Source organism: Pollutimonas harenae (assembly GCF_004153685.1).
GTDB lineage: Bacteria > Pseudomonadota > Gammaproteobacteria > Burkholderiales > Burkholderiaceae_B > Pusillimonas_C > Pusillimonas_C harenae.
In genome coordinates this window covers 418812-443281 of the sequence record NZ_SDQD01000002.1, presented here as the reverse complement: position 1 = coordinate 443281, position 24470 = coordinate 418812, and the positions used below count along the sequence as shown (strand labels likewise).

Sequence of the window (24470 nt, the reverse complement as noted above, 5' to 3'; positions counted from 1 at the left end):
GCACCTGACAACAACACTACGGCCTGGCGGACTGCAATGAAATTATTTAGGCCTGGTTTTGGGGGTAGACGGATTCTTGGGCTGAGACAGACTGGCGCCAGCGGTCAGGCCTGCGGCCTGCAAGGCTGCCGCCTTTTTGGGCCCTATACCCTTGACCCGGTCAGATAAATCTTCAAGCGAGTCGTAGCGGCCTGCGCGCGAACGTTCTTCTATGATGATTTTTGCCGTTTTCGGGCCTATACCGCGCACGCCGAGCAGTTGTTCTTGCGTGGCAGTATTGACGTCCAGCGCATGTACCCCGGCGGGCAAGGCAAGGCCGGTAAGCACACCCAGTGTAAGCCCTAGCAAAGCACGCCGCTTGCGGCGACGCATGGCTGTGGCAGCACCATTAAATCGGGAACATACGCCCTCAGCCAATGGCCTTGCCACAGTAGATTCAGTAAACGGATTCATGAGCAGCCTCCTGGTGTGGAAAAGAACTGTCATGATCGCCACAATGCCCGCAGCCCGATAGCCGCAAGACGGCAATTGATCCATGCGTACAGCTACCGGTGGATGGTATGGGGCGCGCAGTCGGCGCGCAGTCTATCTGGCTAGACTCTGCCCTGCTCCAGCAGGAATTTGACGTATTCGCTCACGCCCTGCTGCACATCGCGAAATGGCTGTTCGTAGCCGGCCGCGCGCAATTGAGTCAGGTCAGCCTGCGTATGACTTTGGTAGCGCCCTTTGAGATCGTCCGGAAACTCGATATAGCGAATCAAACCCTGCTCGACCAACTCCGGCAAAGACAAAACCGGCTTGCCTTTGCCAAGACGGAATGTGTTCACGACTGAGCTTGCCACATCGTTGAATGGCTGGGCCCGACCTGTGCCGCAATTGAAGACACCTGTTTTTTCAGGGTGATCGAGAAAATGCAGATTTACATTGACCACATCGTCGATATGGATGAAATCGCGCATCTGACCACCATCGACATAACCATCCCAGCCACCAAACAGACGTACGTGTCCTTCTGATCGGAACTGATTCATGTTGTGGAAGGCCACCGATGCCATGCGGCCCTTGTGTTGCTCATTGGGACCGTAAACATTGAAATAGCGCAGCCCCACTACGGGTGCTGTCAGCGTTTGAAGCTGGCGTCGCAACACCTGATCGAACAAATACTTGGAATAGCCGTAAACGTTCAGCGGCGATTCGTACAACGCATTTTCGACATAGACAGGCCCCGCCCCATAGACAGCGGCCGACGAGGCATATATGAACGGTATCTTGCCGGCCTGGCAAAATTGAAAGAGCTCAAGCGTAACGCGATAGTTGTTATCGAGCATGTACTGCCCGTTGCGCTCGGTGGTATCTGAACATGCTCCCTGATGGAAAACCGCTTCGATATTGGAAAACTGGCCTTGGGACACACGCTGCCTGAAATCATCTTTATCGAGATAGTCGGCAATCTGGCCGTCAACCAGGTTCCGAAACTTATCGCCTTCAGTCAAGTCATCGACCACCAGAATATCGGTATAGCCGCGCTGATTGAGGCCGCGCACAATATTGCTGCCGATAAAGCCGGCGCCTCCGGTAACAATAATCATGAAAGTTCTCCTGCTGTAACAACCGACGTACCCAATTTACCCACCACCAGGCCACCGGCACGGTTAGCCCACAAGACAGCATCAAACCAGCTCATGCCGGATGCTTTGGTTACGGCCAAGGCAGCCAGCACCGTATCGCCTGCCCCCGACACATCAAATACTTCATGCGCATAGGCGTCGGTATGCTGGCGACCGTCCTGAGTGAAAAGCGTCATGCCCTGCTCGGAACGAGTCACCAGCAAAGCATCCAGCTCCAGTTCCTGGCGTAGGGCCTGCGCCCGCTGCTCAAGCTCTTCTTCGCTATGCCAACGGCCAACAGCCTCTTGCATCTCGAGACGGTTGGGGGTGATAATGCTGGCGCCGCGATAACGCTGATACAGATGGCCTTTGGGATCGACCAGCACGGGGACACCTGCCTCGCGGGCGGCCCCAATCAGGGCCTCGACCTGCGACAACGCCCCTTTGGCATAATCGGACAAGACCAGCATATCGTGTTGTGCAATCAGCTGCTTGGCCTGGGCTTCGAGCTTGGCCAGCGCCTGAACGCCCGGGCCTTCTTCGAAATCTACGCGCAACAACTGCTGCTGCCGCCCCATCACACGCATTTTGAGAGTGGTCGGCAAGTCATTGTCGACCACCAGGCAAGAATTGATACCTGCCTCGCGGGCCAGATCGCGAACCTTGCCTCCCGCCTCATCACCACCCACGATGCCCAGCAGGCTGGCCTGCGCACCCAATGCCACAATATTGCGCGCCACGTTGGCAGCACCACCCAGACGATCCTCACGGCGGGCTACGCGCACCACCGGAACAGGCGCCTCGGGTGAAATACGATCGACTTCGCCGAACCAATAGCGGTCCAGCATGATATCGCCGGCCACCAATACTTTGACGCGGCTGACTGCCTCTGCCGGGAACGGCATCATTTGATTTCCTCCAGACGGCGGGGAGCGTAGGTTTCCCACGAATTACATCCCGGACATTGCCAATAAAAGTGCCGGGCCTCGAAGCCGCATACCCGACAGGCATAGCGATCGAGTCTTTGAGTATGCTTGTGTATGAGCGAACGCAACAGGCTCAGGTCGGCGCCTGGCACGATGTCGGACTGAACATTATCGGTCGTTGCACTGCCTTGGGCTGGGCTGCGTTCGGTGGCCTTGTCGGCGTCATAGACCGCCAGCTCAGCCTCCAGCAAACGATCGAGACCGAGTAGCGATGGATGCATGCGCAAAGCGTCGCGCGCAAATGCCCATGCGGGACCATGGCCTTGTTGGGCTCTTAATTCTCGAAATACCACATTGAAGGTATCCAGCGACGGATAGCGCATATAGTGCGACTGCAGTACTTGCAGGCCTTCCTTTTGTTGGCCCATGCGCCGGTAGCTTTCAAGCAAGTCGGCGGCCACCAGGCTGGCGTATTCGGGCGCAGTCGTCAGAACGGATTCCAGATAGCTGCGCTCGCGCTCGGGCTGATTGCCTAGTCGGGCCAGATGCGCGCGCAGCATGGCTATACGTGCTTCAGACGCCTGCCCCTTGCTTTGTCCCCGCAAGGCCCCGGCCGCATGATCAGCCTCATCCAGGGCCGCATCTGCGGCAGCCAGATCGGGCGTCTGGGCCGTCAAGGCACTGACGGCCCTTTCGCATTGATAATGCACCAGCTGCGGTACAGGTTCGTCAACCAGGGCACGGAGTCGTTTAACCGCCTCGATGGCGCGTGGCCAATCGTGCTCGGATTCGTAGATGCGTATCAGGGCACGTACCGCAGGCACGGCAAAGCGGGTATCGAGGACCTGCTCGAAAGCTTGCTCGGCCCGGTCCAGCATGCCTGCCTTGAGAAAATCCTGAGCCAGCTCGTGCTGTGCATTTTCACGATCGGCCTGCGGCAAGTCTGCGCGCGAGAGCAAGCTTTGATGCACCCGGATGGCCCGCTCCATTTCACCTCGGCGGCGGAACAGACTGCCCAGGGCAAAGTGCAGCTCAGTGGTTTCTGGATCGAGCTTGGCGACTTCGACAAAAGCATCGATGGCACGATCAGGCTCTTCGTTCAATAAGAAGTTGAGTCCCTTGAAATACGAATTTGGCAAGGAGCGCGTTTCGGAAAGCATTTGCCTGATATCGACACGCGCGGCTATCCAGCCGAGCGCGAACAAAAGAGGCACGAAAATTAACCACCACGGTTCAAAATCCACTTATTAAGCCTCGGTGCAAGTTACAAGGGAGCCAATGGTGCGACAGTTTCTGGTGCCACCGAACTGGGAGGCACGCTGTTTGATGTGGATTTGGTGTCGAGCTTGGCAAGCTCGCGCCGCAGGCGCGCCGCTTCGCGTCGCTTGCGCATAATGGCTGGCGCGGCGAGCAAGAACCCGAACAAGGCCCCGAGCACGAATACCACCAGCATAACCACAATCAGAGGCACACCTGTCACCATATGGTCGGCAAAAAAGCGCACATCTACTAGCCCGGTATTTTTGAGTGCGAACATCAGCACGACGATAAAGACCACGAGCCTGAGTATCCAAACCACATAACGCATAACGAGTTCTCCAATAATCCCGGAATTAGGCAATTGTAAGGGGAATCGCCCTCCATGCCCCCCGGAGAGGCCAAAAAAAAGAAAGCAGATCTTCCTGAAGGAGGATCTGCTTTCTTGCATGCATGGCCCAAAGAGGCCAAAAGGCGAATCAATCAGCCGTGCATGATGCGCGTGTTGAATTGACCCAAAGTGAAGATAGACTCGTCGGCAGCCGATTCGGTCTCTTGGTCGTAAGCCGAGTCAACGCGCTCGCGCAACTCTTTGCCTGGCTTGAAGTGCGGTACCTGTTTACCAGGAACCTGTACTTTTTCACCGGACTTGGGGTTGCGACCTATGCGCGGTGCCCGCTCGGACAGGGAGAAGCTCCCGAACCCACGGATCTCGATGCGCTGACCAGAGGCCAAAGCCTGGGTCATGGCATCGAGCACCGTCTTGACGGCGTAATCAGTATCACGCGCCGCCAATTGCGGGTAACGGCTAGCAAGTATCGCTATCAGTTCCGACTTTGTCACGCCAATTAACCGTCGTCGCGCGCCTGGTCAAGCTTGGCCTTCAGCAAAGCACCCAGGTTGGTTGTACCTGACGAAGCGCTGGCATCGGACATGCGCTGGATGGTATCGGCTGTTTCGGCATTGTCGCGCGCCTTGATCGACAACTGGATCGAACGCGTCTTGCGGTCGATGTTGATGATCATGGTTTCGACTGAGTCGCCCACGTTCAGCACGGTGCTGGCGTCTTCGACGCGGCCGGCTGAAATTTCAGAAGCGCGCAGATAACCCTCGACGTCAACCGACAGGGTTACTACAGCACCCCGGGCTTCTACCGATTTGATCACGCCGGGAACAACAGCACCCTTGTCGTAGGTAGCCACGAAGTTGTTGAAGGGATCGCCTTCCAGCTGCTTGATACCCAGCGAGATGCGTTCCTTGTCGGTATCGATACCCAGAACCACTGCATCGATTTCGTCGCCCTTCTTGAAATTGCGAACAGCTTCTTCACCGGTTTCAGTCCAGGACAGATCGGACAAGTGGACCAGACCATCGATGCCGCCAGGCAAGCCAACGAACACACCGAAGTCGGTAATCGACTTGATTGCGCCGCGGACTTTGTCGCCACGCTTGAAGTTGATGGAGAACTCTTCCCATGGGTTGGCACGGCACTGCTTCATGCCCAGGGAAATACGGCGACGGTCTTCGTCGATTTCCAGAACCATGACTTCGACTTCTTCGCCCAAGGTAACAACCTTGCGTGGGTCGACGTTCTTGTTGGTCCAGTCCATTTCGGAAACGTGAACCAGGCCTTCGATGCCGGCTTCGACTTCAACGAACGCACCATAGTCGGTGAGGTTGGTAACCTTGCCGAACAGGCGAGTGCTTTGGGGATAGCGACGGGCCAGACCGACCCATGGATCTTCGCCCAATTGCTTGACGCCCAGCGAGACGCGGCTCTTTTCCTGGTCGAACTTGAGCACTTTGGCTTCGACTTCCTGACCGACTTGCAGAACTTCGGAAGGATGACGGACACGGCGCCATGCCATGTCGGTGATGTGCAACAGACCGTCGATACCGCCCAGGTCGACAAACGCACCGTAGTCGGTGATGTTCTTGACCACGCCCTTGACCACAGCGCCTTCGCTGAGGGTTTCCAGGAGCTTCTGACGCTCTTCGCCCATGCTGGCTTCAAGCACGGCGCGGCGCGACAGCACGACGTTGTTGCGCTTGCGATCGAGCTTGATGACCTTGAACTCCATGGTCTTACCCTCGTAGGGGGTAGTGTCCTTGACGGGGCGCAGATCAACCAGCGAACCCGGCAGGAAAGCGCGGATGCCGTTGGTCATGACGGTGAGGCCACCCTTTACTTTGCCAGTAATGGTGCCGTTTACCATTTCGCCCGATTCCAGGGCTTGTTCCAGCTGCAGCCAGGCCGACAGGCGTTTGGCACGATCACGCGACAAAATCGTGTCGCCGTAACCGTTCTCGAGCGAATCGATGGCAACCGATACGAAATCACCGGCTTCGACTTCAAGCTCGCCCTGATCATTCAGGAACTCTTCGAGTGGGATCAGCGCCTCGGACTTAAGGCCTGCATTGACAACGACAAAATTGTGATCAATACGAACGACTTCTGCAGAAATGACCTCACCGGACTTCATGTCCTGGTCTTTGATACTTTCGGCAAACAGGTCGGCAAAGCTTTCGCCGCCAGTGGCAGCAGTGGTTGGAGTGGTGGACATTAAATGAAATCCATAAGCCAGAAATGGCTGTTAAAAACACACCAAGGCTATAAAAGTGGCCCCAGTGGAGTAAAAAATAATTCCGGATGCAGCCGGCACGCATTGGGCAATATCGCCCGCCGTCATGCACTGCACCGAAACACCAAAACCGCATATAGCGGGTACCGCCGGTAAAGCAAACTACACCTTTTTGCAGGCCTCTGACCATAAGTCGAGCACCTGCTTAACCGTTTCATCGATACTCAAGCACGATGAATCGACTGTTTTGGCATCATGTGCCGCAACAAGCGGCGCATTGGCCCGGTTGCGATCGCGCTCATCGCGCGCACGCATATCCTCTAGCAAGCCCGTTAGATTAGCAGAAAACCCCTTTTCCTTCAACTGCTTACAACGCCTTTCTGCCCGCGCCTGCACATCGGCAACCAAAAATACCTTCAACGGCGCATCGGGAAAGACCACTGTACCCATATCCCGACCATCTGCAACCAGGCCCGGAGCCACGCGAAATGCCCGCTGTCGTTCGAGCAATGCTTGCCGCAGCGGCGCATAGGCCGCAACTTTAGAAGCCAAATTTCCTACGCTCTCCTGCCGTATCAGGGCGGCCACATCCTGGCCCGACAACAACACTTGCTCACCCTGGAATCCGACATCGAGCCGCAAGGCGACTTGGGCGACCGCGAGCTCATCAAAGGCATCGACGCCTTGCTGCTGCACCGCTAATGCGGTCAGACGGTACAAGGCACCGCTATCGAGCGTATGCCATCCCAGTTGCTGGGCGACGCGATGAGCAATGGTTCCCTTGCCCGATGCAGTCGGGCCGTCTATGGTGATGACTGGAACGACAGCTGGATGCTTGCTCATGCCTGGACCAAATCCTTGAACACTGAAAAATAGCCGGGAAAAGTCTTGCCAACACAGTCGGGATCAAGAATCGTGACGGGCACGGGACCAAAGGCGGCAAGCGAAAAACACATGGCCATACGATGATCATCGTAAGTTTTAATGGTGGCTGCCTTCCAGGCGGATGAATCGACCGGATGCACCCTCAGCCAGTCCGACCCCGACTCGACCTGTGCACCCAGCTTTTCCAGCTCGGCATGCATCGCGTCAATACGATCTGTTTCTTTCACCCGCCAACTGGCAATATTGCGCAATGTGCAGGGTCCATCAGCATAAAGTGCCATGGCGGCGGCCGTCATGGCGGCATCAGGGATCAAATTGAAATCACGATCAAAGGCCTTCAGACGATCGCCCTCCGCCACCCTGACACCGCTGACAGTGACCGAATCAGCGTGGCGAACCACTGTGGCCCCCATGTCTTCAACCACATCGGCAAACGCCATGTCACCCTGTATGCTGTTGGCACCCGCGCCCTGTATATGCAGCGGCCCGCCGCCCAGCGCACCCAGCGCCATGAAGTATGAGGCTGTCGATGCATCGCCCTCGATCGTGAGGGTACCCGGAGACCGATAACACGCCCCGGCGGGAATAATGAAACGCTGCCAACCTTCACGCCTGACCGTAACGCCAAACCGACTCATCAGATTCAGGGTAATCAGAATATATGGCTTGGAAATCAGCTCGCCTTCGACCTCGATGACCAAATCAGCAGACTGCTGCCCTGTATGGATAGGCGCCGCCATCAGCAAGGCAGTCAGAAACTGGCTGGACACTGAACCTTTGATTGAGATTGGTCGGCCAGCACTGATGCTGCCTTTGCCTAGGGTCAATGGCGGGTAGCCCGGCGTGCCTGTATGACGGATATCTGCGCCCAGCGCAATCAGGGCATCGACCAGATCGCCAATAGGACGCTCGTGCATACGCGGCACACCTGAGAGCCGGTAATCGCCTCCCATGAGAGCCAGTGCAGCGGTCAGGGGCCGGAACGCAGTGCCTGCATTACCGAGAAACAAATCGGCCTGCTTGACAGGAAAAACGCCGCAACCCCGGACTTGTGCGCGGCCTGCCGGAGCATCGGCGTCGACCTCGACACCCAGCGTCCGCAATGCATCAAGCATCACACGCGTGTCATCAGAATCAAGCAGGCCTTCCAGATGCGTCACGCCATCAGCCAGCGCCGCAAGCAACAACACGCGATTGGAAATGCTTTTGGAACCCGGCAACCGGAACTGCCCAGCCGCAAGCCGAACCGGCGGCAAACATAAACTGGACCCATCACTCATGACAAACCACTCCTGCTGCCCCAAAACCTGCGTGCCAGTGCTGCACGCTCCAGAAAATCCTGCAAATCCGGACCATCCGCATCTTGCAGGGCTAGCTCCGCACGTGCCAACGCTGCCTTGACCTCTTGTAACTCGGCCAGGATGGCCGGACGGTTGGTCAGGAAAATATCGCGCCACACTTCGGGCGAACCTGCGGCAATACGGGTGAAGTCCCGAAAACCGCTACCGGCCAACCGCATGCGCAGATCAGAATCTTGCGCTGTGGCAACCTGCCACATGAACACCGAAGACAGGAAATGAGGCACATGACTGACAGAGGCCATGGCCGCATCATGCGCTTCGGGTTCCATGACGATGACCTTGGCACCGCAGCGTTCCCATATCTTGGTCAGCGCGGCCTTATCGCCACCGCTGTTCTCAGGCAGCGGTGTCAACACGACATTCCGGTGTCGGTACAAGGCGGGGTCAGCGGCTTCTGGACCTGTTTTTTCGGCACCTGCAATAGGATGACCTGGAATGAACTGTCTAATGCGCTCGCCCAGCGCTTCGCGTGCAGCAGCCACGACATCGGCTTTGGTGCTGCCCGCATCGGTAATCAGGGTTGAATCCCGCAGGCAGGGCTTGAGCGCGGCCAACATCGGGGCAATCGCGCCCACCGGTGTCGCCAGAAAAATCAGGTCAGCTTCGCGGCCCGCACGCTCAAGCGTTGCCACCTCGTCAATAATGCCCAGTTCACGTGCCGTGCTCAGCGACGTCGCACTGCGCCCTACCCCGAGCACCTTGCCCACAGCCCCCGACGCACGCAGGGCGGCGGCAAATGAGCCACCAATCAGCCCCACTCCCACGACGGCCAGCACCGGCACCAAAGGCCGCGCTGGCTCGACCGTAGTATGGGCCGCTGTCATGGAGCACCGAGTATGTCGGCGAGCGCTTGCAGGAAGCGCGCGTTCTCTTCGGGCAAGCCAATCGAGATACGCAGCCATTCGGGCAAACCATCACCCGCCACTGGTCGTACGATCACACCACGCTTGAGCAACTCAAGATTGACGCGCGCAGCGTCACCGACTCGCAGCAGCACGAAATTGCCATAGCTGGGCACGAACTCCAGACCTAGCCGGGCAAAGCCTTCAGTCAGGGCTTGTTTGCCAAGCCGGTTGACTTCGTAGGACTGCTCCAGAAAAGCGGCATCATTCAGGGCGGCAATCGCGGCTGCCTGCGCCAGGCTATTCACATTGAAAGGCTGCCGGACACGATTGAGCAAGTCGGTGAGCCTGGGCTGGGCAATTGCAAAGCCCACACGCAAACCAGCCAGGCCATAAGCTTTGGAAAAGGTGCGCGAGACAATCAAATTGGAATACTGCTCGACCCAGCGGGCGCTATCTACGCGCAGGCTGGCATCGAGGTATTCGTTATAAGCTTCGTCAAGCATCACGGTGACGCTGTCGCCGTGATGCTCATGCACGCGCGCCAGGAAAGCAGCCACCTCTTCGGCGGGCAGGAATGTTCCGGTGGGATTGTTCGGGTTGGCAATGAACACCACGCTGGTATCTTGATCGATAGCATCAAACATGGCGTTCAAGTCGTGGCCATAGTCACGGGCCGGCACCATGATGTGACGCGCTCCGCGAGCCTGGGTGGCCAGCCTGTAGACGACAAAGGCATGCTGTGCGTAAACGCAAGACAAGCCGGGGGACAACAAGGCCAAAGAAGCCAGCTCCAGCAAATCGTTCGACCCATTACCCAGGGTGATCCAATCGGCAGGTACGCGATAATGCTTGGCTAACGCTGCCTTCAGTTCAAAACCGTTGGGGTCAGGATAGCGCCCCAGCCCGGTGATGACCGTTTCCATGGCGCGTCGCGCCGATGCCGGCACCCCCAACGGGTTTTCATTTGACGCCAGCTTTATGATGGTGGCTGGATCAAGTTTGAATTCACGCGCCAGCTCTTCAATAGGCTTGCCTGCCTGATAAGGTGCGATGGCCCGTACGTATTCCGGGCCAACGTCCGACGTGGCGGATTTTATGTCATGAGTGCTCATGCAGCTTGTTCCTATTGCCTGGGATAAGAGCCCAACACCTTGAAAAAGGCGACTTCTTTTTTGAGATCAACCAGTGCCTGAGCCACGGCCGGCTCATTGCGGTGGCCCAATACATCGACGTAGAAATAATATTCCCACTGGCCTGTACGTGCCGGACGCGACTCGAAGCGCGTCATGGACACACCATTGGCAGCCAGCGGTGCCAGCATGTCGTAGACGGCCCCGGAACGATTGGGTACCGCCAGAATGATGCTGGTCTTGTCGCTATCGGTAGGCAGGGTTTCAATAGCCCCCACCGCAAGGAAACGTGTTCGGTTTTGCGGGTCATCCTGTATGCCTGAGGCCACCACCTGCAGATCCCAGGCCTGCGCTGCCGTAGCACCGGCAATGGCAGCCACCGTGGGATCCAGCGATGCATTGCGAGCTGCTTCGCCATTACTGGATGCAGCATCGCGAATCAGCTTGGGATAATGCTGCGTCAACCAGGATTGACACTGAGCCAGGGCCTGCGGATGAGCCATGACACGTGTCACGCCCTCGAGGGTGCCGGATTGCGTCATGAGATTGTGATGAATCTTGATGGAACGCTCGCCCAACACTTTCAGTGGTGAGTTCAGCAGCAAGTCCAGCGTACGATTGACAGCACCTTCTGTGGAGTTTTCCACGGGCACCATGCCCACATTGGCCTGACCGGCTTCTACCGCCCGGAACACTTCGTCGAAGGAATCACAGCGCAGGCGTGTAATTGCATGGCCAAAATGCTCCAGGGCGGCCTGCTCTGAGAACGAACCCTGCGGCCCCAGATAGGCCACCGTCAGCACACTTTCCAAGCCACGACAGGTGGAAATGATTTGTGTCCAGACCGCATCAATGGCCTGTTCGGTAAACGGGCCTTTATTAAGTGCCTGCAGGCGTCGGATCACCATGGCCTCGCGCTCTGGCTTGAGTACCGGACCGTCAACGTCGAACTCTTGCTTGACCTCGCCTACCGCCTGGGCCGCTTTGGCCCTTTGATTAAGCAAGTCTAGAATCTGCTCGTCCAACGCATCGATGCGCTCGCGCAGTGGCAATAAACGGGCTTGCAAAGAGTTATCCATGGCGGCGTTCGAAATCCTGCAGGTATGAAATAAGTTCCTGGACCGCTTCCAGCGGCACGGCGTTATAAATGGAGGCGCGCATGCCTCCTACGCTTTTATGGCCTTTCAATTGCATCAGGCCGGCTTTTTCAGCCTGGGCCAGGAATTCAGCGTTAAGCGATTCATCATGCAAGAAAAACGGCACATTCATGCGTGAGCGCGAGGCGGCGTGCACGGGGCTGACATAGAAGCTGGAGGCATCCAGGAAACCATACAGAGCTTGTGCCTTGGCAATATTGGCCGCTTCAATGGCCGCTACGCCGCCCTGCCGCTTGAGCCACTTGAACACCAGGCCCGCCATATAAATAGCATAGGTAGGTGGTGTATTGAACATGGAGCCGGCGGCCGCCACATTGGCATAATCGAAAGCCGAAGGACATATCGGCAAGGCATGCCCTATGAGGTCTTTACGCACAATGACGACGGTTACCCCCGCCGGCCCGGCGTTTTTCTGGGCGCCGGCATACACCATGGCCGCTTTTGAAAAGTCGATGGGGCGCGACAGAAAGTGCGATGACGCATCAACGACCAGGGGCACACGGGCGGCGCCCAGCGCAGCCATGTCGGGGAGCTCGGAGAGCTCCAGCCCGCCTATGGTTTCGTTGGAACACAGATGTAAATAAGCCGCGTCACTGCGTACATGCCAGTCTTGTGCAGAGGGATACCAGGTCCAGGGAGCCTGGCTGACGCCGTTGATGACGGTGTCGGTGCCACTACTGCCGGCTATGGCGATATCACCATAGCGCTGGGCTTCTTTGTGCGACTTGTTCGACCAGATACCGCTAAGGACGTAATCGGCCTTGCCCAGACCTGCACGCCCGATCAGATTCATGGGCACGATGGCATTCTGTGCCGTAGCGCCACCCTGCATGAACAAGACGTCGAAGTCGTCTGGAATAGCCAGGAGCTCGCGCAAGTCGGCTACCGCTTCATCACGTATCTGCGTGAACTGCTTGCCGCGATGGCTCATTTCCATCACGGACATACCGCAGCCGCGCCAATCCGTCATTTCAGCGGCTGCCTGTTGCAGCACCTCCAGCGGCAGGGCCGAGGGGCCTGCCGAAAAATTCCACGGGCGCATCAGGACTCCTTGTCGTCCACGTTATCGTCGGCATCATCGACCAACACCTCGACATCATCATCATCGGCATCGCTTTCGACGACTCGACGCACGCCTGAAAGCATGCTGTTGTCATCGACGCTGATCAGGGTGACACCTTGTGTGGCACGTCCCATTTCACGAATCTCGGATACGCGCGTGCGCACCAGCACCCCACCCGTTGTGATCAGCATGATTTCGTCAGACGGACGCACCAATACGGCACCCACTACCTTGCCGTTGCGTGTGGATGTCTGGATGGCGATCATGCCCTTGGTGCCGCGACCGTGACGTGTGTACTCTACGATGGACGTACGTTTGCCAAAGCCATTTTCAGTGGCCGTCAGGACGCTTTGAGTTTCGTCTTCGGCAACCAGCATGGCGATCACAGTCTGGCCGTCTTCGAGCATCATGCCACGCACACCGCGTGCGGTGCGCCCCATGGGCCTGACGTCGTTCTCGTCAAATCGCACTGCCTTGCCGGCATCGGAGAAGAGCATGACATCGTGAGCGCCATCGGTCAGGTCGGCGCCAATGAGATAGTCGTTGTCGTCGAGCGCCACGGCAATAATGCCGGCCTTACGCGGATTGGAAAAATCCGACAGCGGTGTTTTCTTGACGGTACCGCGCGAAGTGGCCATGAATACATAATGGTCTTCGCTGAACTCCTTGACCGGCAATACCACCGTGATTTTCTCGTCATCGATCAAGGGGAACATATTGACGATAGGCCGGCCGCGTGAGTTGCGCGAACCTTGCGGGACCTCCCACACCTTCAGCCAGTAGACCCGGCCGCGATCGGAGAAGCACAGCAGATAATCGTGGGTATTGGCGATAAACAACTGGTCTACCCAGTCATTTTCCTTCATGGCGGTTGCCTGCTTGCCTCGGCCGCCCCGCTTCTGCGAGCGATACTCGGACAAAGGCTGGCTCTTGATGTAGCCCGTTTGCGACAGCGTTACCACCATATCCATGGGGGTGATCAAGTCTTCGGTGTCCAGCTCGGTCGCATTATGCTCAATCTCGGAGCGGCGCGTATCTTTGGTGCCTGTAGAGAACTCAGCCTTGATGGCCAGGAGCTCATCGCCAATGATGGTAGTGATGCGCTCTGGACGTGCCAGGATATCGAGCAAATCGGCGATGGTGGCCATGATGTCTTTGTATTCGCCGACAATCTTGTCCTGCTCCAGTCCTGTCAGGCGCTGCAGGCGCATGTTCAGTATTTCTTGGGCCTGCACTTCGCTGAGGCGATACAAGCCATCTTCTTGCAGGCCAAAAACCTGAGGCAAACCCTCGGGACGATAAGCCGTCCGTCCGCCCGGCGTAGCGCCGTCGTCGGCACGCACCAGCATCTCGCGCACCAAAGAGGAATCCCACGAACGCGCCATGAGTTCCTGGCGCGCCACCGGTGGCGTAGGCGCCGCCTTGATGATGGTAATGAAATCATCAATATTGGCCAGCGCAACCGCCAGACCTTCGAGTACGTGGCCACGCTCGCGTGCCTTGCGCAGCTGAAATACTGTGCGCCGGGTAACGACCTCGCGTCGGTGGAACAGGAAGTACTCCACAATTTGCTTCAGGTTCAGCAGACGCGGCTGGCCATCGACCAGCGCCACCATATTCATGCCGAAAGTGTCTTGAAGCTGCGTGTTTTTATACAGATTGTTCAGGATGACTTCGGGGACTTCGCCGCGCTTGAGTTCAATGACCAGGCGCATGCCGTCTTTGTCGGACTCGTCGCGGATATCGGAAATACCCTCGATTTTCTTGTCGTTGACCAAGTCAGCAATCTTTTCCTGCAAGGTCTTTTTGTTGACCTGATAAGGAATGGCGTCGACGATAATCGCCTGCCTGTTCCCTTTTTCCATGTCTTCGAAGTGGGTTTTTGCGCGCATGATGACGCGACCCCGGCCAGTGCGATAGCCTTCGCGAACACCCGACATGCCATAGATAATGCCGCCCGTAGGAAAATCGGGCGCAGGGATCAACTCGATGAGCTCATCAATCGAGCAATCGGGATTACGCAAACAATACAAGCACCCTTCGATGACTTCGGCCAGGTTATGTGGCGGAATATTGGTTGCCATGCCCACGGCAATACCCGAACTGCCATTGACCAGCAGATTGGGCAGGCGCGAAGGCAAGAGCAATGGCTCTTGTTCGCTGCCATCATAGTTGGGACCGAAATCAACGGTTTCCTGGTCGATGTCAGCCAGGAGCTCGTGGGCAATCTTGGCCAGGCGGATCTCGGTATACCGCATGGCGGCAGCGCTATCGCCATCGACCGAACCGAAGTTCCCTTGCCCGTCTACCAACATGTAGCGCAGCGAAAAGTCTTGTGCCATACGCACAATCGTGTCGTAGACGGCGGAATCACCATGCGGGTGATACTTACCTATGACGTCACCAACAATGCGCGCCGACTTCTTGTAAGCCCGGTTCCAGTCATTGTTGAGTTCGTGCATGGCGAACAACACGCGCCGGTGCACGGGTTTTAAGCCGTCTCGGACGTCTGGTAAGGCGCGCCCGACGATTACGCTCATGGCGTAGTCGAGATAACTGCGGCGCATTTCCTCTTCCAACGAAATTGGAAGGGTCTCCTTGGCGAAGGAATCCATAGAGTGTCTTAAAAACGTAAAAGCGTGAAATCGGGCCGTTAACGGGCGAATAGGAAATTCTAGCACTTCCTCCTATAGAGGCCGGAACGAACCCTATAAGGACTTCCCCGACTATCTCTTCCGCAGTTAAAACCACAATCTCCCTGCAGCTCTTCATAAAGCACTTTAAGCCTTCGTTTCGTTGCAAAAAACCAACAATAATGCTGGAGATGGAGTAGAAATCCCGATATCTGACCGATATGCACCACTCAAGCTTAACGAACCCCACAGAAATGCCGTAAGATTCGCCCTAACACGCATCAAACCCAGCGCAATACTTTGATTAGTCAGAGCGTTGCTATACTGGCTCCGATTTCCTGATATGCGGCGGGGGTTCGCTGCGGTCACTTACCAGCATTAAGCTCAACGAGGAGAAATATGAACAAACCCTCCAAAATCGCACTAGCACTCGCCATCGCCGCTTCCACGGCCGCTGGCGCAGTATCTGCGCAAACTGTCGATAACTGGCGCAACCCATTTGGCGACGTTTGGATGAACGGCACCAATGAATTGTGCTGGCGTGACAACTTCTGGACACCAGCTACCGGCATCCCCGGTTGCGACGGCGTACCAGTTGCTGAAGCCCCTGTCGTGGCTCCTACCGCCACCAAGGTTGTTCTCAATGCAGACACCTTCTTCGACTTCGACAAATCCACGTTGAAGCCTGAAGGCCGTCAAGTACTTGACCAAGTTGCTTCGCAAGCCGCCACGATCAACCTCGAGACCCTGATTGCTACTGGTCATACCGACTCCATCGGTACTGAAGCGTACAACCAAGGCCTGTCAGAGCGTCGTGCCAACTCGGTTAAAGAGTATCTGATCAGCAAGGGCGTTGCCGCTGATCGTATCTACACCGAAGGCAAAGGCGAAACGAGCCCTGTTGCATCCAACAGCACTCGTGAAGGTCGCGCACAAAACCGTCGCGTAGAGATCGAAATCGTAGGTACACGCAAGTAATCATGCCTGCGTAAACCTGCAGCGTTAAACGCTACAATAAGGGCTCCGCTTCGCGGGGCCCTTATTTTTTCTGGATAGGCCATGAATACGACTGCCACCAATGACTCGACCCAAAGCCAGAATGTAGACCAGGCCGAACTCGACAAATTCGCCGCGCTGGCCTCACGATGGTGGGACCCTGAAAGTGAATTCAAGCCACTGCACGCCATCAACCCGCTGCGTCTGGGCTGGATTACCGACCATGCCGGCTCGCTGGCCGGTAAAACCATACTCGATGTCGGCTGCGGCGGTGGCATTCTGGCCGAAAGCATGGCCAAGGCAGGCGCCCAGGTCACCGGCATAGACCTTGCCCAGCAATCACTTACCGTAGCCAGGCTGCATGGCCTGGAATCGGGTGTGTCGGTCGATTATCAAAAAATCAGTGCCGAAGACATGGCTGCACGGCAGTCCGGCCAGTACGACATCGTGACCTGCATGGAGATGCTCGAGCACGTACCCGATCCAGGCTCGATAGTGCAAGCTTGCGCAAGCCTGGTCAAACCTGGCGGCCAGGTGTTTTTTTCCACGCTGAACCGCAATCCAAAGTCATTCCTGTTTGCCATCGTTGGTGCTGAATACGTCCTGCGCATGCTCCCCAAAGGCACGCACAGCTACGAAAACTTCATCAAGCCCAGTGAACTGGCTGCCGCGGCGCGGCGGGCTGGCCTGACCGTGACAAAGTTGGCCGGTATGGAGTACAACCCCATTACCGATCACTACAAGCTCAGCCACGACACCTCGGTCAACTACTTGATGGCTACGCAACGCGAGAGCTAAGCTCGAGGCTGGCTCTGCCTTCACGCCATTTCGTTCAATAGTTACAGGCTTTCACCCATGCAAAAACTGGTTTTGTTCGACTTCGACGGCACCCTGGCCGATACCGCCCCCGATCTGGCTGCCGCAGCCAACAAACAACGCGCGCGTCGTGGTTTGCCGCCGCTAGCCTACGAAGCGCTCAGGCCGTATGCATCACAGGGCGCCAGGGGTCTGCTCAAGGCTGGGCTCGACATGAACCCCGACCACCCGGAGTACGAAACCTGTCGCCAGCAGTTCCTCGAAGACTATGAGCAAGACATGACCACGCTTACCCGGCTTTTCCCGGGTGTCAGCGAGCTGTTGTCCACCTTGAAGCAAAACGATTATGCCTGGGGCATTGTCACCAATAAGATGGAGTATCTGGCTATTCCACTGGTGGTGCACTTGGGGCTGTACACCGATTGCGTCATTACCGTGGGCGGCGATACTACCGAGTACACCAAGCCTCACCCCGCGCCTCTGCTTCATGCAGCCGAGCAGGCAGGCGTCGAACCCACCCAGTGCATCTATATCGGCGACGATCAACGCGACATCATTGCCGGCAAGGCGGCCGGTATGGCTACGCTTGTGGCAGCCTATGGCTATTGCGGACAAGAAACCGCCCTGCACGCCTGGGATGCCGATGGCATTGCCCAGTCACCTCAAGAACTCTGGCCCGCCATCCAAAAGTGGACAAACGCCAGTAAACGTTCAGCCTGACTCCCTGGGTCACAACTGACTGCCTGAGACGGAGTCACTGCATCTCAAGCAGTATTTCCGTCAAGAGCCTGTTGTTGCCCAGTGCCTTTTCACTCATTCCAGGACTTCGCCATGACCCAATTTCAAGTTAACGGCCAGACCAAAGATGTAGACGTCCCCCAAGACATGCCCCTGTTGTGGGTACTGCGCGATGAGCTGGGTATGACAGGTACCAAGTTCGGCTGTGGCATGGCGCTATGCGGCGCCTGTACGGTACATATGGACGGCCAGCCCATACGGGCTTGCGTCACACCGATTTCGGCTGTGGCCGGGCGTGCTATTTCGACCATCGAGGGCATAGAAGACGACCAGGTCGGTCAAGCTGTGCAACAAGCCTGGATAGAAAACAACGTCGCCCAGTGCGGCTATTGCCAGGCCGGGCAAATCATGTCGGCAGTCAGTCTGCTCAAGACCACGCCCTCGCCTAGCGATGAACAAATCGACGACGCCATGACTGGCAATATTTGCCGCTGCGGCACTTACCCACGCATTCACGCCGCCATTCAGCAAGCCGCCGGTCATCTGGCCAAAGGGGCAAAATAATGTTGACGAAAACACAAAACCCTAGCCGCCGCACGTTTCTGCAAGGCAGCCTGAGCGCTCTATTTCTGGCCGTCAGCGCCAACGGTTCGGTCTGGGCGGCAGACGCCAAAAAATATGGCGCCGACGCCATGCCCGGTGGTACGGTAGACGACCCTCTGGTGTTTGTCTCCATCGCAGCTGATGGCCTTGTCACTATTGTGGCGCACCGCGTCGAAATGGGAACCGGCGTACGCACCAGCCTGCCGATGGTCGTTGCCGACGAAATGGAAGCCAACTGGGATCGCGTGCACGTGGTACAGGCCGAGGCCAATGAAACTCGCTACGGCAATCAGAACGTTGATGGCTCACGCAGCATGCGTCACTTCATGCAGCCCATGCGGCGCGTGGGCGCCGCCGCCCGTCATATGCTGGAAGCCGCAGCAGCTGCGCGCTGGTCGGTGCCAGTTACTGAAGTACGCGCCACACAACACGAAGTAGTACACGTAGCCAGCGACCGACGCCTGGGCTATGGCGAGCTCGCAGCTGACGCCGCCAAACAACCCGTGCCCAAGGGTGAGGCCCTCAGGGTCAAATCACCCTCGGATTTCCGCTACATTGGCAAAGAGCTGGTGCGGCTGGTAGACCTGGATGCCATAGGCAAGGGCCAAGCCACCTATGGCATAGACATGCGCCTGCCCGGCATGGTGTATGCAGTGGTTGCCCGCCCGCCTGTCGTCGGCGGCAAACTGCGTAGCGTGCGTAGCGAAAAAGCGCTCCAGGTGCCTGGCGTACTGAAAATTGTCGACATCCCCTCTTACCGTGGCGCGCCTGGCTTCCAGGCACTGGGCGGCGTGGCCGTAGTCGCCTCCAATACGTGGTCGGCCATGCAAGGCCGTGCCGCCCTGGAAATCGACTGGGACGATGGCCCCAACGCCAGCTATGACTCGGTTGCCTACCGCAAGACGCTGGAAGCTGCCGCCCGTGCGCCTGGCAAAGTCTTGCGCAACGACGGCAACCTGCCCGATGTCTGGACCAAAGCGCCCGAAACCGAGCGCTACACAGCCGAATACTATCTGCCGCACCTGGCCCATGCATCCATGGAGCCACCGACGGCAACCGTTGTCGTCAAAGGCGATCACTGCGAAGTCTGGACCTCGGTGCAAGACCCGCAAGCGGCGCTCAATACTGTTGCCACGCGCCTCAAGTTCAAACCCGAAAACGTCACGGTGAATGCGCTGTTACTGGGTGGCGCCTTTGGCCGCAAGTCCAAACCCGACTTCGTGGACGAGGCCGCCATCATTGCTCAAACCATGCCAGAGACACCAGTCAAACTGGTGTGGACGCGTGAAGATGACATTCATCACGACTACCTGCACGCTGTCGCCGTTGAACGGCTGGAAGCGGTTGTCGGCAAGAATGGGCAGCCTGAAACGTGGCTGCATCGTAGCGCCGCTCCCACGATCGCTTCCTTGTTCACCGAAGGTGCCAAAGGCCTGCAGTCATTTGAGGCTGCCATGTCGGCCATCAACATGCCCTATCAGATTCCCCATGTGCGTGTAGAAACCGCTGAAGTGCCGGCGTATGCCCGCATAGGCTGGTTCCGCTCGGTATACAACATTCCTCACGCTTTTGCCGCACAAAGCTTCATTGCCGAATTGGCGCACCGGGCGGGGCAGGATCACAAGCAATTCGCACTGGATCTGATAGGTCCAGCCCGAAAGATCAACCCTGGCACGCTTTCCGACACCTGGAACTACGACGAATCGCCCGAACGTTACCCCTACGATACCGGCCGCCTGCGCGACGTGATCGAAGCGGCAACGCGCGGCGCGGGCTGGGGCAGAACCATGCCCAAGGGTCATGGCTTAGGACTGGCGTTTTGCTACAGCTTCATGAGCTACACGGCCACCGTTGTCGAAGTGGCGGTGGATGACAGCGGCGACCTGCAAGTAGTGGCCGTAGACATGGCTATAGATTGCGGGCCTCAGGTCAATCCCGAGCGCATACGCGCACAAATGCAGGGCGGCGCCATTATGGGACTCAGTCTGGCACTATCGGGGGAAATCAGCTTCAAGGACGGCCGCGTACAACAAAGCAACTTCCATGACTACGAAGTACTGCGTCACGCCGCTTCCCCGCACACTATCCGTACCCATCTGGTCAACGACAACCACGCCGTACCGCCCGGTGGTGTAGGCGAACCACCCGTACCCCCCGTCGCTCCGGCCCTATGCAATGCCATCTTTGCGGCAACAGGTAAGCGTGTGCGCAGCTTGCCGGTAAGTCTGTAAGGCTATGGTGGGCACGGGCAAGCAAGCTCGACAACCTATCGTCATCGTATTGGCGGCAGGCCGCGGCAGTCGGTTTCGGCAATCTGGCGGCACCGTGCATAAGCTGGATGCCCTGCTTGGCGGTACAACCGTACTGGAACGCGTGCTACACACAGTCACCGCCTCAGGGCTAGCTTGCCATGTCGTGCGCCCCGATCCCGCGAGCAGCGCCAACTCATCTGGCATCGGAGATTCCATTGCTAAAGGTGTACAAGCCACAGCGAATGCCTGGGGATGGCTTATTCTGCCCGGCGACTTGCCGCTGGTCGATGCGCAAACCCTGCTGCAGGTGGCATGGGGATTAGCAACCCAACCAGTGGTAACCCCATTCTGGAACGGACAACGCGGCCATCCTGTTGGCTTTCGCGCAGAATGCTTCAAGGCACTGACCTCACTTCACGGCGACACCGGTGCGGCCTCGATCGTGCGCACGTACCAACAGGCGGGTGCCATGCAAGGGCTGCATCTGAACGACCCAGGAATCACCACCGATATTGATACGCTGGAGAACCTGGCACACGCCGAAATGCTGCTGTCCACACAGCTCTCCACCCCTCATCCTGGCTAGGTTAAGGAAAAATTTATGGAAAGCATTGATGTCAGTGTCCTACGCACCTTGCGAGACTGGCGCACCGACGGCCATAAGGCACTGCTGGCGACCGTCATCAAAACCTGGGGATCATCGCCAAGACCGATAGGCGCCATGATGGCCCTGCGCGAGGATGGACGTGCCATCGGCTCGGTCTCTGGCGGCTGTATCGAGGACGATCTGATCTCCCGTTATACGCGCGCTCACGAAACACAAGGTATTCCTAATGGGCCGCCACAAATCGTACGCTATGGCGTGAGCGCCGACGAGGCCCATCAATTCGGTCTTCCCTGCGGTGGCACCCTGGAGCTCCTGCTGGAATTCACCCCCCAGCAGGAGCCATTGGACCAACTAGTACAACAGCTGGAGGCCGGCGAGCTCATGCGCCGTACCATTGATTGCTCTAATGGCCATGTCACCATCGAACATGCCAGCGAACCGGCACCACTGCAGTTTGACGGTCATTACATGAGCACTACCCTAGGCCCGGAATACCGCATGCTGCTGATTGGGGCGGGTATGCTCACTGAATACTTGTCCACTATGGCACTATTCAACGGATTCACCGTCAGCGTCTGCGACCCACGAGTTGAGTACATGGATGCCTGGACCTTGCCTGGTGTGCAGAAAATCGTCGAAATGCCCGACGATGCAGTCCTCGCCTTTCGCCCCGATCAACGCAGTTGCGTCATAGCACTAAGCCATGATCCGAAACTCGATGACTTGGCACTGCTGGAGGCACTGCACAGTCCCGCCTTCTATGTGGGCGCCATCGGTTCACGGCGCAATACCGAGAGTCGACGGGCCCGGATGATAGAACACTTTGACGAGACAGAAGCATCTCTGGAACGCCTTCGTGGCCCCGTAGGTATCTACATCGGCAGCAAGACACCCGCCGAAATCGCAGTAAGCGTGATGGCGGAAGTCCTTGCGGTCAAGAACGGCGTACATCTACCCCGGGATATATCTGTTGCTCAGGCCAAGCAGGACCAAGAAAAAAACCCGCATATCGTTTAAATATGCGGGTTTTGGAGGGTTTTTACTACTGTGTCTTGGTGGAGTCGGGGGGAATTGAACCCCCGTCCGCAAGCCCTCTGCAGGCAGTTCTACATGTTTATTCGGTTCACTTTAAGTTTTAACCTTGGAGCGTGCCAACCGACAGGCCCTTCCTTGGCGATTCACATCAATTTAAGAGCATGCTGAGTGACCCAGCAAGATCCGATTCTTTGTAAATGACGCTGCTGTAGGTTTGACCCTACCTAACCCAAAGACAAATTAGTGCAGCGGCTTACCGCATTAAGCGGCTAAAGCGAAACGCTCGTCGTTGGCGTTTATAGTGTTCCAGTGGATTTACGAGCTTACTGGTGCTCGACATGCCCTGCTCTGTTTCGCGACCCACGTCGAAGCCGGATCGACCCCATTACGCACATTGTAACTCACTGGCCGTTTTTAAACCATTTTTCGAAGTGGTAGAATTCCCCTCCGGCAGGCTTTATAGCTTTTTGTCATAAAAATCAAGACGCACGAGTGCTCGGCACAGTCTCGCACATAAAATGCGCCGCGCTCATCAGGCGCAATGCGGTGGAGCTCATTTTTCTTTACAAGCCAGTAGGCTTAGCCTTGGAGTCCATCATGCCTCGTGCAGCAAACAGACAAAACCCGCTACTGCAATTCGTCAGCAATGGCAGCCTGGTCGTGCAAATATTAATCGGTCTTGTCGCCGGCATTGTTCTCGCGCTCATTTCTCCGGCGGCGGCTGCCTGGGTTTCACTACTAGGCAGTTTGTTCGTCAACGCACTGAAGGCGGTTGCACCGGTTCTGGTTTTCGTCCTGGTGGCGGCGGCCATTGCCAACCATAAGCAGGGCCAGCAAACCAATATGGGCTCCATTTTGTCCTTGTATTTGGTAGGTACATTTGCCGCCGCTCTGGTGGCTGTGACAGCCAGCTTCTTGTTTCCACTGACCATACAGCTGAAACTTGACGCACAAGTGCTTGACGCCCCTGGCGGTATTGCCGAGGTCTTATCCAACCTGCTCATGAGCGTGGTCGACAATCCAATCAATGCCTTGGCCAACGCCAATTACATTGGCATTCTTGCTTGGGCTATTGCTACTGGCTTTGCCCTGCGACAGGCACACGGCACTACCAAGAATGTGGTGGCTGATCTGTCCATGGTGCTGTCATTTATTGTCAAGGCTGTGATACGTCTCGCACCTCTGGGGATTTTTGGACTGGTGGCGGCTACCGTCGCAGAAGCTGGTCTGGATGCTTTGTGGAGCTATGCACATTTGCTAGCCGTGCTGCTCGGATGCATGGTGTTTGTGGCATTGGTGATGAATCCACTGATTGTCTTCGCCAAGATCCGCCGCAATCCTTATCCGCTGGTTTTTACTTGCTTGCGGGAAAGTGGCATTACCGCTTTCTTCACACGCAGCTCGGCAGCTAATATTCCCGTCAACATGCAGCTATGCAAGCGCCTGGGTCTACCTGAAGACACCTACTCCATCTCCATACCGCTGGGTGCCACCATCAATATGGCGGGCGCAGCAGTGACTATTACGGTACTGACACTGGCAGCCGTCAATACATTGGGCATAGAGGTAGACTTATTTACAGCACTGCTGCTCAGCGTGGTTGCTGCGATTTGCGCTTGCGGTGCATCGGGTGTTGCCGGTGGTTCCTTGCTGCTGATTCCCCTGGCATGCAGCTTGTTCGGTATTTCAAATGATGTGGCCATGCAGGTAGTTGGCGTGGGCTTCATTATTGGTGTGTTGCAAGACTCTACGGAAACCGCCTTGAACTCTTCCACCGACGTCTTGTTTACCGCAGCGGGTTCTTATGGACATACGGCACAAGAGGCATAAGCCAACACAGTCAAGTCCTGGCTTGTTACTGCGAGGTGTAGCCTGACAGAGGCACACCATAGAAAAATCGGGGCCTGGCAAATATTGCCAGGCCCCGATTTTTTGCCAGAACTCCGGCAAACTGCCGGAGCGTGGAGTGCTTAGCTA

At 56.9% G+C, this 24470-nt stretch carries 22 protein-coding genes and 1 other RNA gene; 8 read left to right on the top strand and 15 right to left on the bottom strand.

Annotated elements, in window-relative coordinates; translation table 11 throughout:
- Positions 1-42 precede the first annotated feature (42 nt).
- The 14 genes from ERD84_RS08940 to gyrA all read right to left on the bottom strand — a co-directional run bounded on the left by ERD84_RS08940 (position 43) and on the right by gyrA (position 15428).
- On the bottom strand, positions 43-453 hold the full coding sequence (locus tag ERD84_RS08940; RefSeq protein ID WP_245150657.1) for a ComEA family DNA-binding protein: 411 nt from the start codon (positions 451-453) through the stop codon (positions 43-45).
- Positions 454-593: 140 nt separating this feature from the next.
- Complete coding sequence (gene rfaD, locus ERD84_RS08935) at positions 594-1589, bottom strand: ADP-glyceromanno-heptose 6-epimerase (RefSeq protein WP_130039278.1); 996 nt, start codon at positions 1587-1589, stop codon at positions 594-596.
- Entirely contained in the window at positions 1586-2515 is a 930-nt protein-coding gene (rfaE1, locus tag ERD84_RS08930; protein ID WP_130039277.1) for a D-glycero-beta-D-manno-heptose-7-phosphate kinase, read from the bottom strand. Before rfaE1 ends, rfaD begins: the two co-directional genes overlap by 4 nt.
- Entirely contained in the window at positions 2512-3777 is a 1266-nt protein-coding gene (gene lapB, locus ERD84_RS08925) for a lipopolysaccharide assembly protein LapB (protein ID WP_130039276.1), read from the bottom strand. Before lapB ends, rfaE1 begins: the two co-directional genes overlap by 4 nt.
- Before the next feature lie 20 nt (positions 3778-3797).
- Positions 3798-4121, bottom strand: coding sequence for a LapA family protein (locus ERD84_RS08920; protein WP_130039275.1), 324 nt, complete (start codon positions 4119-4121; stop codon positions 3798-3800).
- 152 nt (positions 4122-4273) lie between these two features.
- Positions 4274-4633, bottom strand: coding sequence for an integration host factor subunit beta (locus ERD84_RS08915; protein WP_130039274.1), 360 nt, complete (start codon positions 4631-4633; stop codon positions 4274-4276).
- A gap of 5 nt (positions 4634-4638) precedes the next feature.
- Complete coding sequence (rpsA, locus tag ERD84_RS08910; RefSeq protein ID WP_130039273.1) at positions 4639-6354, bottom strand: 30S ribosomal protein S1; 1716 nt, start codon at positions 6352-6354, stop codon at positions 4639-4641.
- Positions 6355-6534: 180 nt separating this feature from the next.
- A complete protein-coding gene (cmk, locus tag ERD84_RS08905) occupies positions 6535-7215 on the bottom strand; it encodes a (d)CMP kinase (protein ID WP_130039272.1) in 681 nt (226 codons plus the stop codon).
- Positions 7212-8537 (bottom strand): 3-phosphoshikimate 1-carboxyvinyltransferase, encoded by a 1326-nt coding sequence (gene aroA / locus ERD84_RS08900; protein ID WP_130039271.1) that lies wholly within the window; start codon positions 8535-8537, stop codon positions 7212-7214. Before aroA ends, cmk begins: the two co-directional genes overlap by 4 nt.
- Positions 8534-9442 carry a prephenate dehydrogenase gene (locus tag ERD84_RS08895; protein WP_130039270.1) on the bottom strand — a complete coding sequence of 303 codons (909 nt, stop codon included), beginning with the start codon at positions 9440-9442 and terminating at the stop codon, positions 8534-8536. Before ERD84_RS08895 ends, aroA begins: the two co-directional genes overlap by 4 nt.
- Positions 9439-10575, bottom strand: a complete 1137-nt coding sequence (gene hisC, locus ERD84_RS08890; protein WP_130039269.1) for a histidinol-phosphate transaminase — start codon at positions 10573-10575, stop codon at positions 9439-9441. Before hisC ends, ERD84_RS08895 begins: the two co-directional genes overlap by 4 nt.
- An 11-nt stretch (positions 10576-10586) precedes the next feature.
- The gene (gene pheA, locus ERD84_RS08885) at positions 10587-11672 is read right to left on the bottom strand and encodes a prephenate dehydratase (RefSeq protein ID WP_130039268.1); all 1086 of its coding nucleotides are present in this window, start codon (positions 11670-11672) and stop codon (positions 10587-10589) included.
- A complete protein-coding gene (gene serC, locus ERD84_RS08880; RefSeq protein WP_130039267.1) occupies positions 11665-12792 on the bottom strand; it encodes a 3-phosphoserine/phosphohydroxythreonine transaminase in 1128 nt (375 codons plus the stop codon). The genes pheA and serC overlap by 8 nt, the downstream gene beginning before the upstream one ends.
- Positions 12792-15428: a DNA gyrase subunit A gene (gene gyrA, locus ERD84_RS08875; protein ID WP_130039266.1), complete on the bottom strand. Its 2637-nt coding sequence runs from the start codon at positions 15426-15428 to the stop codon at positions 12792-12794. Before gyrA ends, serC begins: the two co-directional genes overlap by 1 nt.
- A gap of 417 nt (positions 15429-15845) precedes the next feature.
- Between gyrA and ompA the strand changes: the two genes are divergently transcribed.
- From ompA to ERD84_RS08840, 7 genes are all read left to right on the top strand, one after another.
- Positions 15846-16424, top strand: a complete 579-nt coding sequence (ompA, locus tag ERD84_RS08870; protein ID WP_130039265.1) for an outer membrane protein OmpA — start codon at positions 15846-15848, stop codon at positions 16422-16424.
- 81 nt (positions 16425-16505) lie between these two features.
- Positions 16506-17240: a bifunctional 2-polyprenyl-6-hydroxyphenol methylase/3-demethylubiquinol 3-O-methyltransferase UbiG gene (gene ubiG, locus ERD84_RS08865; protein ID WP_130039264.1), complete on the top strand. Its 735-nt coding sequence runs from the start codon at positions 16506-16508 to the stop codon at positions 17238-17240.
- Positions 17241-17297: 57 nt separating this feature from the next.
- Positions 17298-17978: a phosphoglycolate phosphatase gene (gene gph, locus ERD84_RS08860; RefSeq protein WP_130039263.1), complete on the top strand. Its 681-nt coding sequence runs from the start codon at positions 17298-17300 to the stop codon at positions 17976-17978.
- Between the two features lie 111 nt (positions 17979-18089).
- Positions 18090-18560 carry a (2Fe-2S)-binding protein gene (locus ERD84_RS08855; protein ID WP_130039262.1) on the top strand — a complete coding sequence of 157 codons (471 nt, stop codon included), beginning with the start codon at positions 18090-18092 and terminating at the stop codon, positions 18558-18560.
- The gene (locus ERD84_RS08850) at positions 18560-20830 is read left to right on the top strand and encodes a xanthine dehydrogenase family protein molybdopterin-binding subunit (protein ID WP_130039261.1); all 2271 of its coding nucleotides are present in this window, start codon (positions 18560-18562) and stop codon (positions 20828-20830) included. Before ERD84_RS08855 ends, ERD84_RS08850 begins: the two co-directional genes overlap by 1 nt.
- A 4-nt stretch (positions 20831-20834) precedes the next feature.
- Complete coding sequence (locus ERD84_RS08845; protein WP_130039260.1) at positions 20835-21437, top strand: nucleotidyltransferase family protein; 603 nt, start codon at positions 20835-20837, stop codon at positions 21435-21437.
- A gap of 15 nt (positions 21438-21452) precedes the next feature.
- Positions 21453-22475, top strand: a complete 1023-nt coding sequence (locus ERD84_RS08840; protein ID WP_130039259.1) for an XdhC family protein — start codon at positions 21453-21455, stop codon at positions 22473-22475.
- Positions 22476-22511: 36 nt separating this feature from the next.
- Here ERD84_RS08840 and ssrA read toward each other — a convergent pair.
- Positions 22512-22877, bottom strand: a transfer-messenger RNA (tmRNA) gene (ssrA, locus tag ERD84_RS08835).
- Positions 22878-23090: 213 nt separating this feature from the next.
- Between ssrA and sstT the strand changes: the two genes are divergently transcribed.
- Positions 23091-24323 carry a serine/threonine transporter SstT gene (sstT, locus tag ERD84_RS08830; protein WP_130039258.1) on the top strand — a complete coding sequence of 411 codons (1233 nt, stop codon included), beginning with the start codon at positions 23091-23093 and terminating at the stop codon, positions 24321-24323.
- Positions 24324-24470: the final 147 nt, after the last annotated feature.

Bases quoted from the DNA above. Each gene is read 5' to 3' on its own strand.
- ERD84_RS08940 (WP_245150657.1), bottom strand. From the start codon at position 453: ATGAATCCGTTTACTGAATCTACTGTGGCAAGGCCATTGGCTGAGGGC.
- rfaD (WP_130039278.1), bottom strand. From the start codon at position 1,589: ATGATTATTGTTACCGGAGGCGCCGGCTTTATCGGCAGCAATATTGTG.
- rfaE1 (WP_130039277.1), bottom strand. From the start codon at position 2,515: ATGATGCCGTTCCCGGCAGAGGCAGTCAGCCGCGTCAAAGTATTGGTG.
- ERD84_RS08920 (WP_130039275.1), bottom strand. From the start codon at position 4,121: ATGCGTTATGTGGTTTGGATACTCAGGCTCGTGGTCTTTATCGTCGTG.
- rpsA (WP_130039273.1), bottom strand. From the start codon at position 6,354: ATGTCCACCACTCCAACCACTGCTGCCACTGGCGGCGAAAGCTTTGCC.
- cmk (WP_130039272.1), bottom strand. From the start codon at position 7,215: ATGAGCAAGCATCCAGCTGTCGTTCCAGTCATCACCATAGACGGCCCG.
- aroA (WP_130039271.1), bottom strand. From the start codon at position 8,537: ATGAGTGATGGGTCCAGTTTATGTTTGCCGCCGGTTCGGCTTGCGGCT.
- ERD84_RS08895 (WP_130039270.1), bottom strand. From the start codon at position 9,442: ATGACAGCGGCCCATACTACGGTCGAGCCAGCGCGGCCTTTGGTGCCG.
- hisC (WP_130039269.1), bottom strand. From the start codon at position 10,575: ATGAGCACTCATGACATAAAATCCGCCACGTCGGACGTTGGCCCGGAA.
- pheA (WP_130039268.1), bottom strand. From the start codon at position 11,672: ATGGATAACTCTTTGCAAGCCCGTTTATTGCCACTGCGCGAGCGCATC.
- serC (WP_130039267.1), bottom strand. From the start codon at position 12,792: ATGCGCCCGTGGAATTTTTCGGCAGGCCCCTCGGCCCTGCCGCTGGAG.
- gyrA (WP_130039266.1), bottom strand. From the start codon at position 15,428: ATGGATTCCTTCGCCAAGGAGACCCTTCCAATTTCGTTGGAAGAGGAA.
- ompA (WP_130039265.1), top strand. From the start codon at position 15,846: ATGAACAAACCCTCCAAAATCGCACTAGCACTCGCCATCGCCGCTTCC.
- ubiG (WP_130039264.1), top strand. From the start codon at position 16,506: ATGAATACGACTGCCACCAATGACTCGACCCAAAGCCAGAATGTAGAC.
- gph (WP_130039263.1), top strand. From the start codon at position 17,298: ATGCAAAAACTGGTTTTGTTCGACTTCGACGGCACCCTGGCCGATACC.
- ERD84_RS08855 (WP_130039262.1), top strand. From the start codon at position 18,090: ATGACCCAATTTCAAGTTAACGGCCAGACCAAAGATGTAGACGTCCCC.
- ERD84_RS08850 (WP_130039261.1), top strand. From the start codon at position 18,560: ATGTTGACGAAAACACAAAACCCTAGCCGCCGCACGTTTCTGCAAGGC.
- ERD84_RS08845 (WP_130039260.1), top strand. From the start codon at position 20,835: ATGGTGGGCACGGGCAAGCAAGCTCGACAACCTATCGTCATCGTATTG.
- ERD84_RS08840 (WP_130039259.1), top strand. From the start codon at position 21,453: ATGGAAAGCATTGATGTCAGTGTCCTACGCACCTTGCGAGACTGGCGC.
- sstT (WP_130039258.1), top strand. From the start codon at position 23,091: ATGCCTCGTGCAGCAAACAGACAAAACCCGCTACTGCAATTCGTCAGC.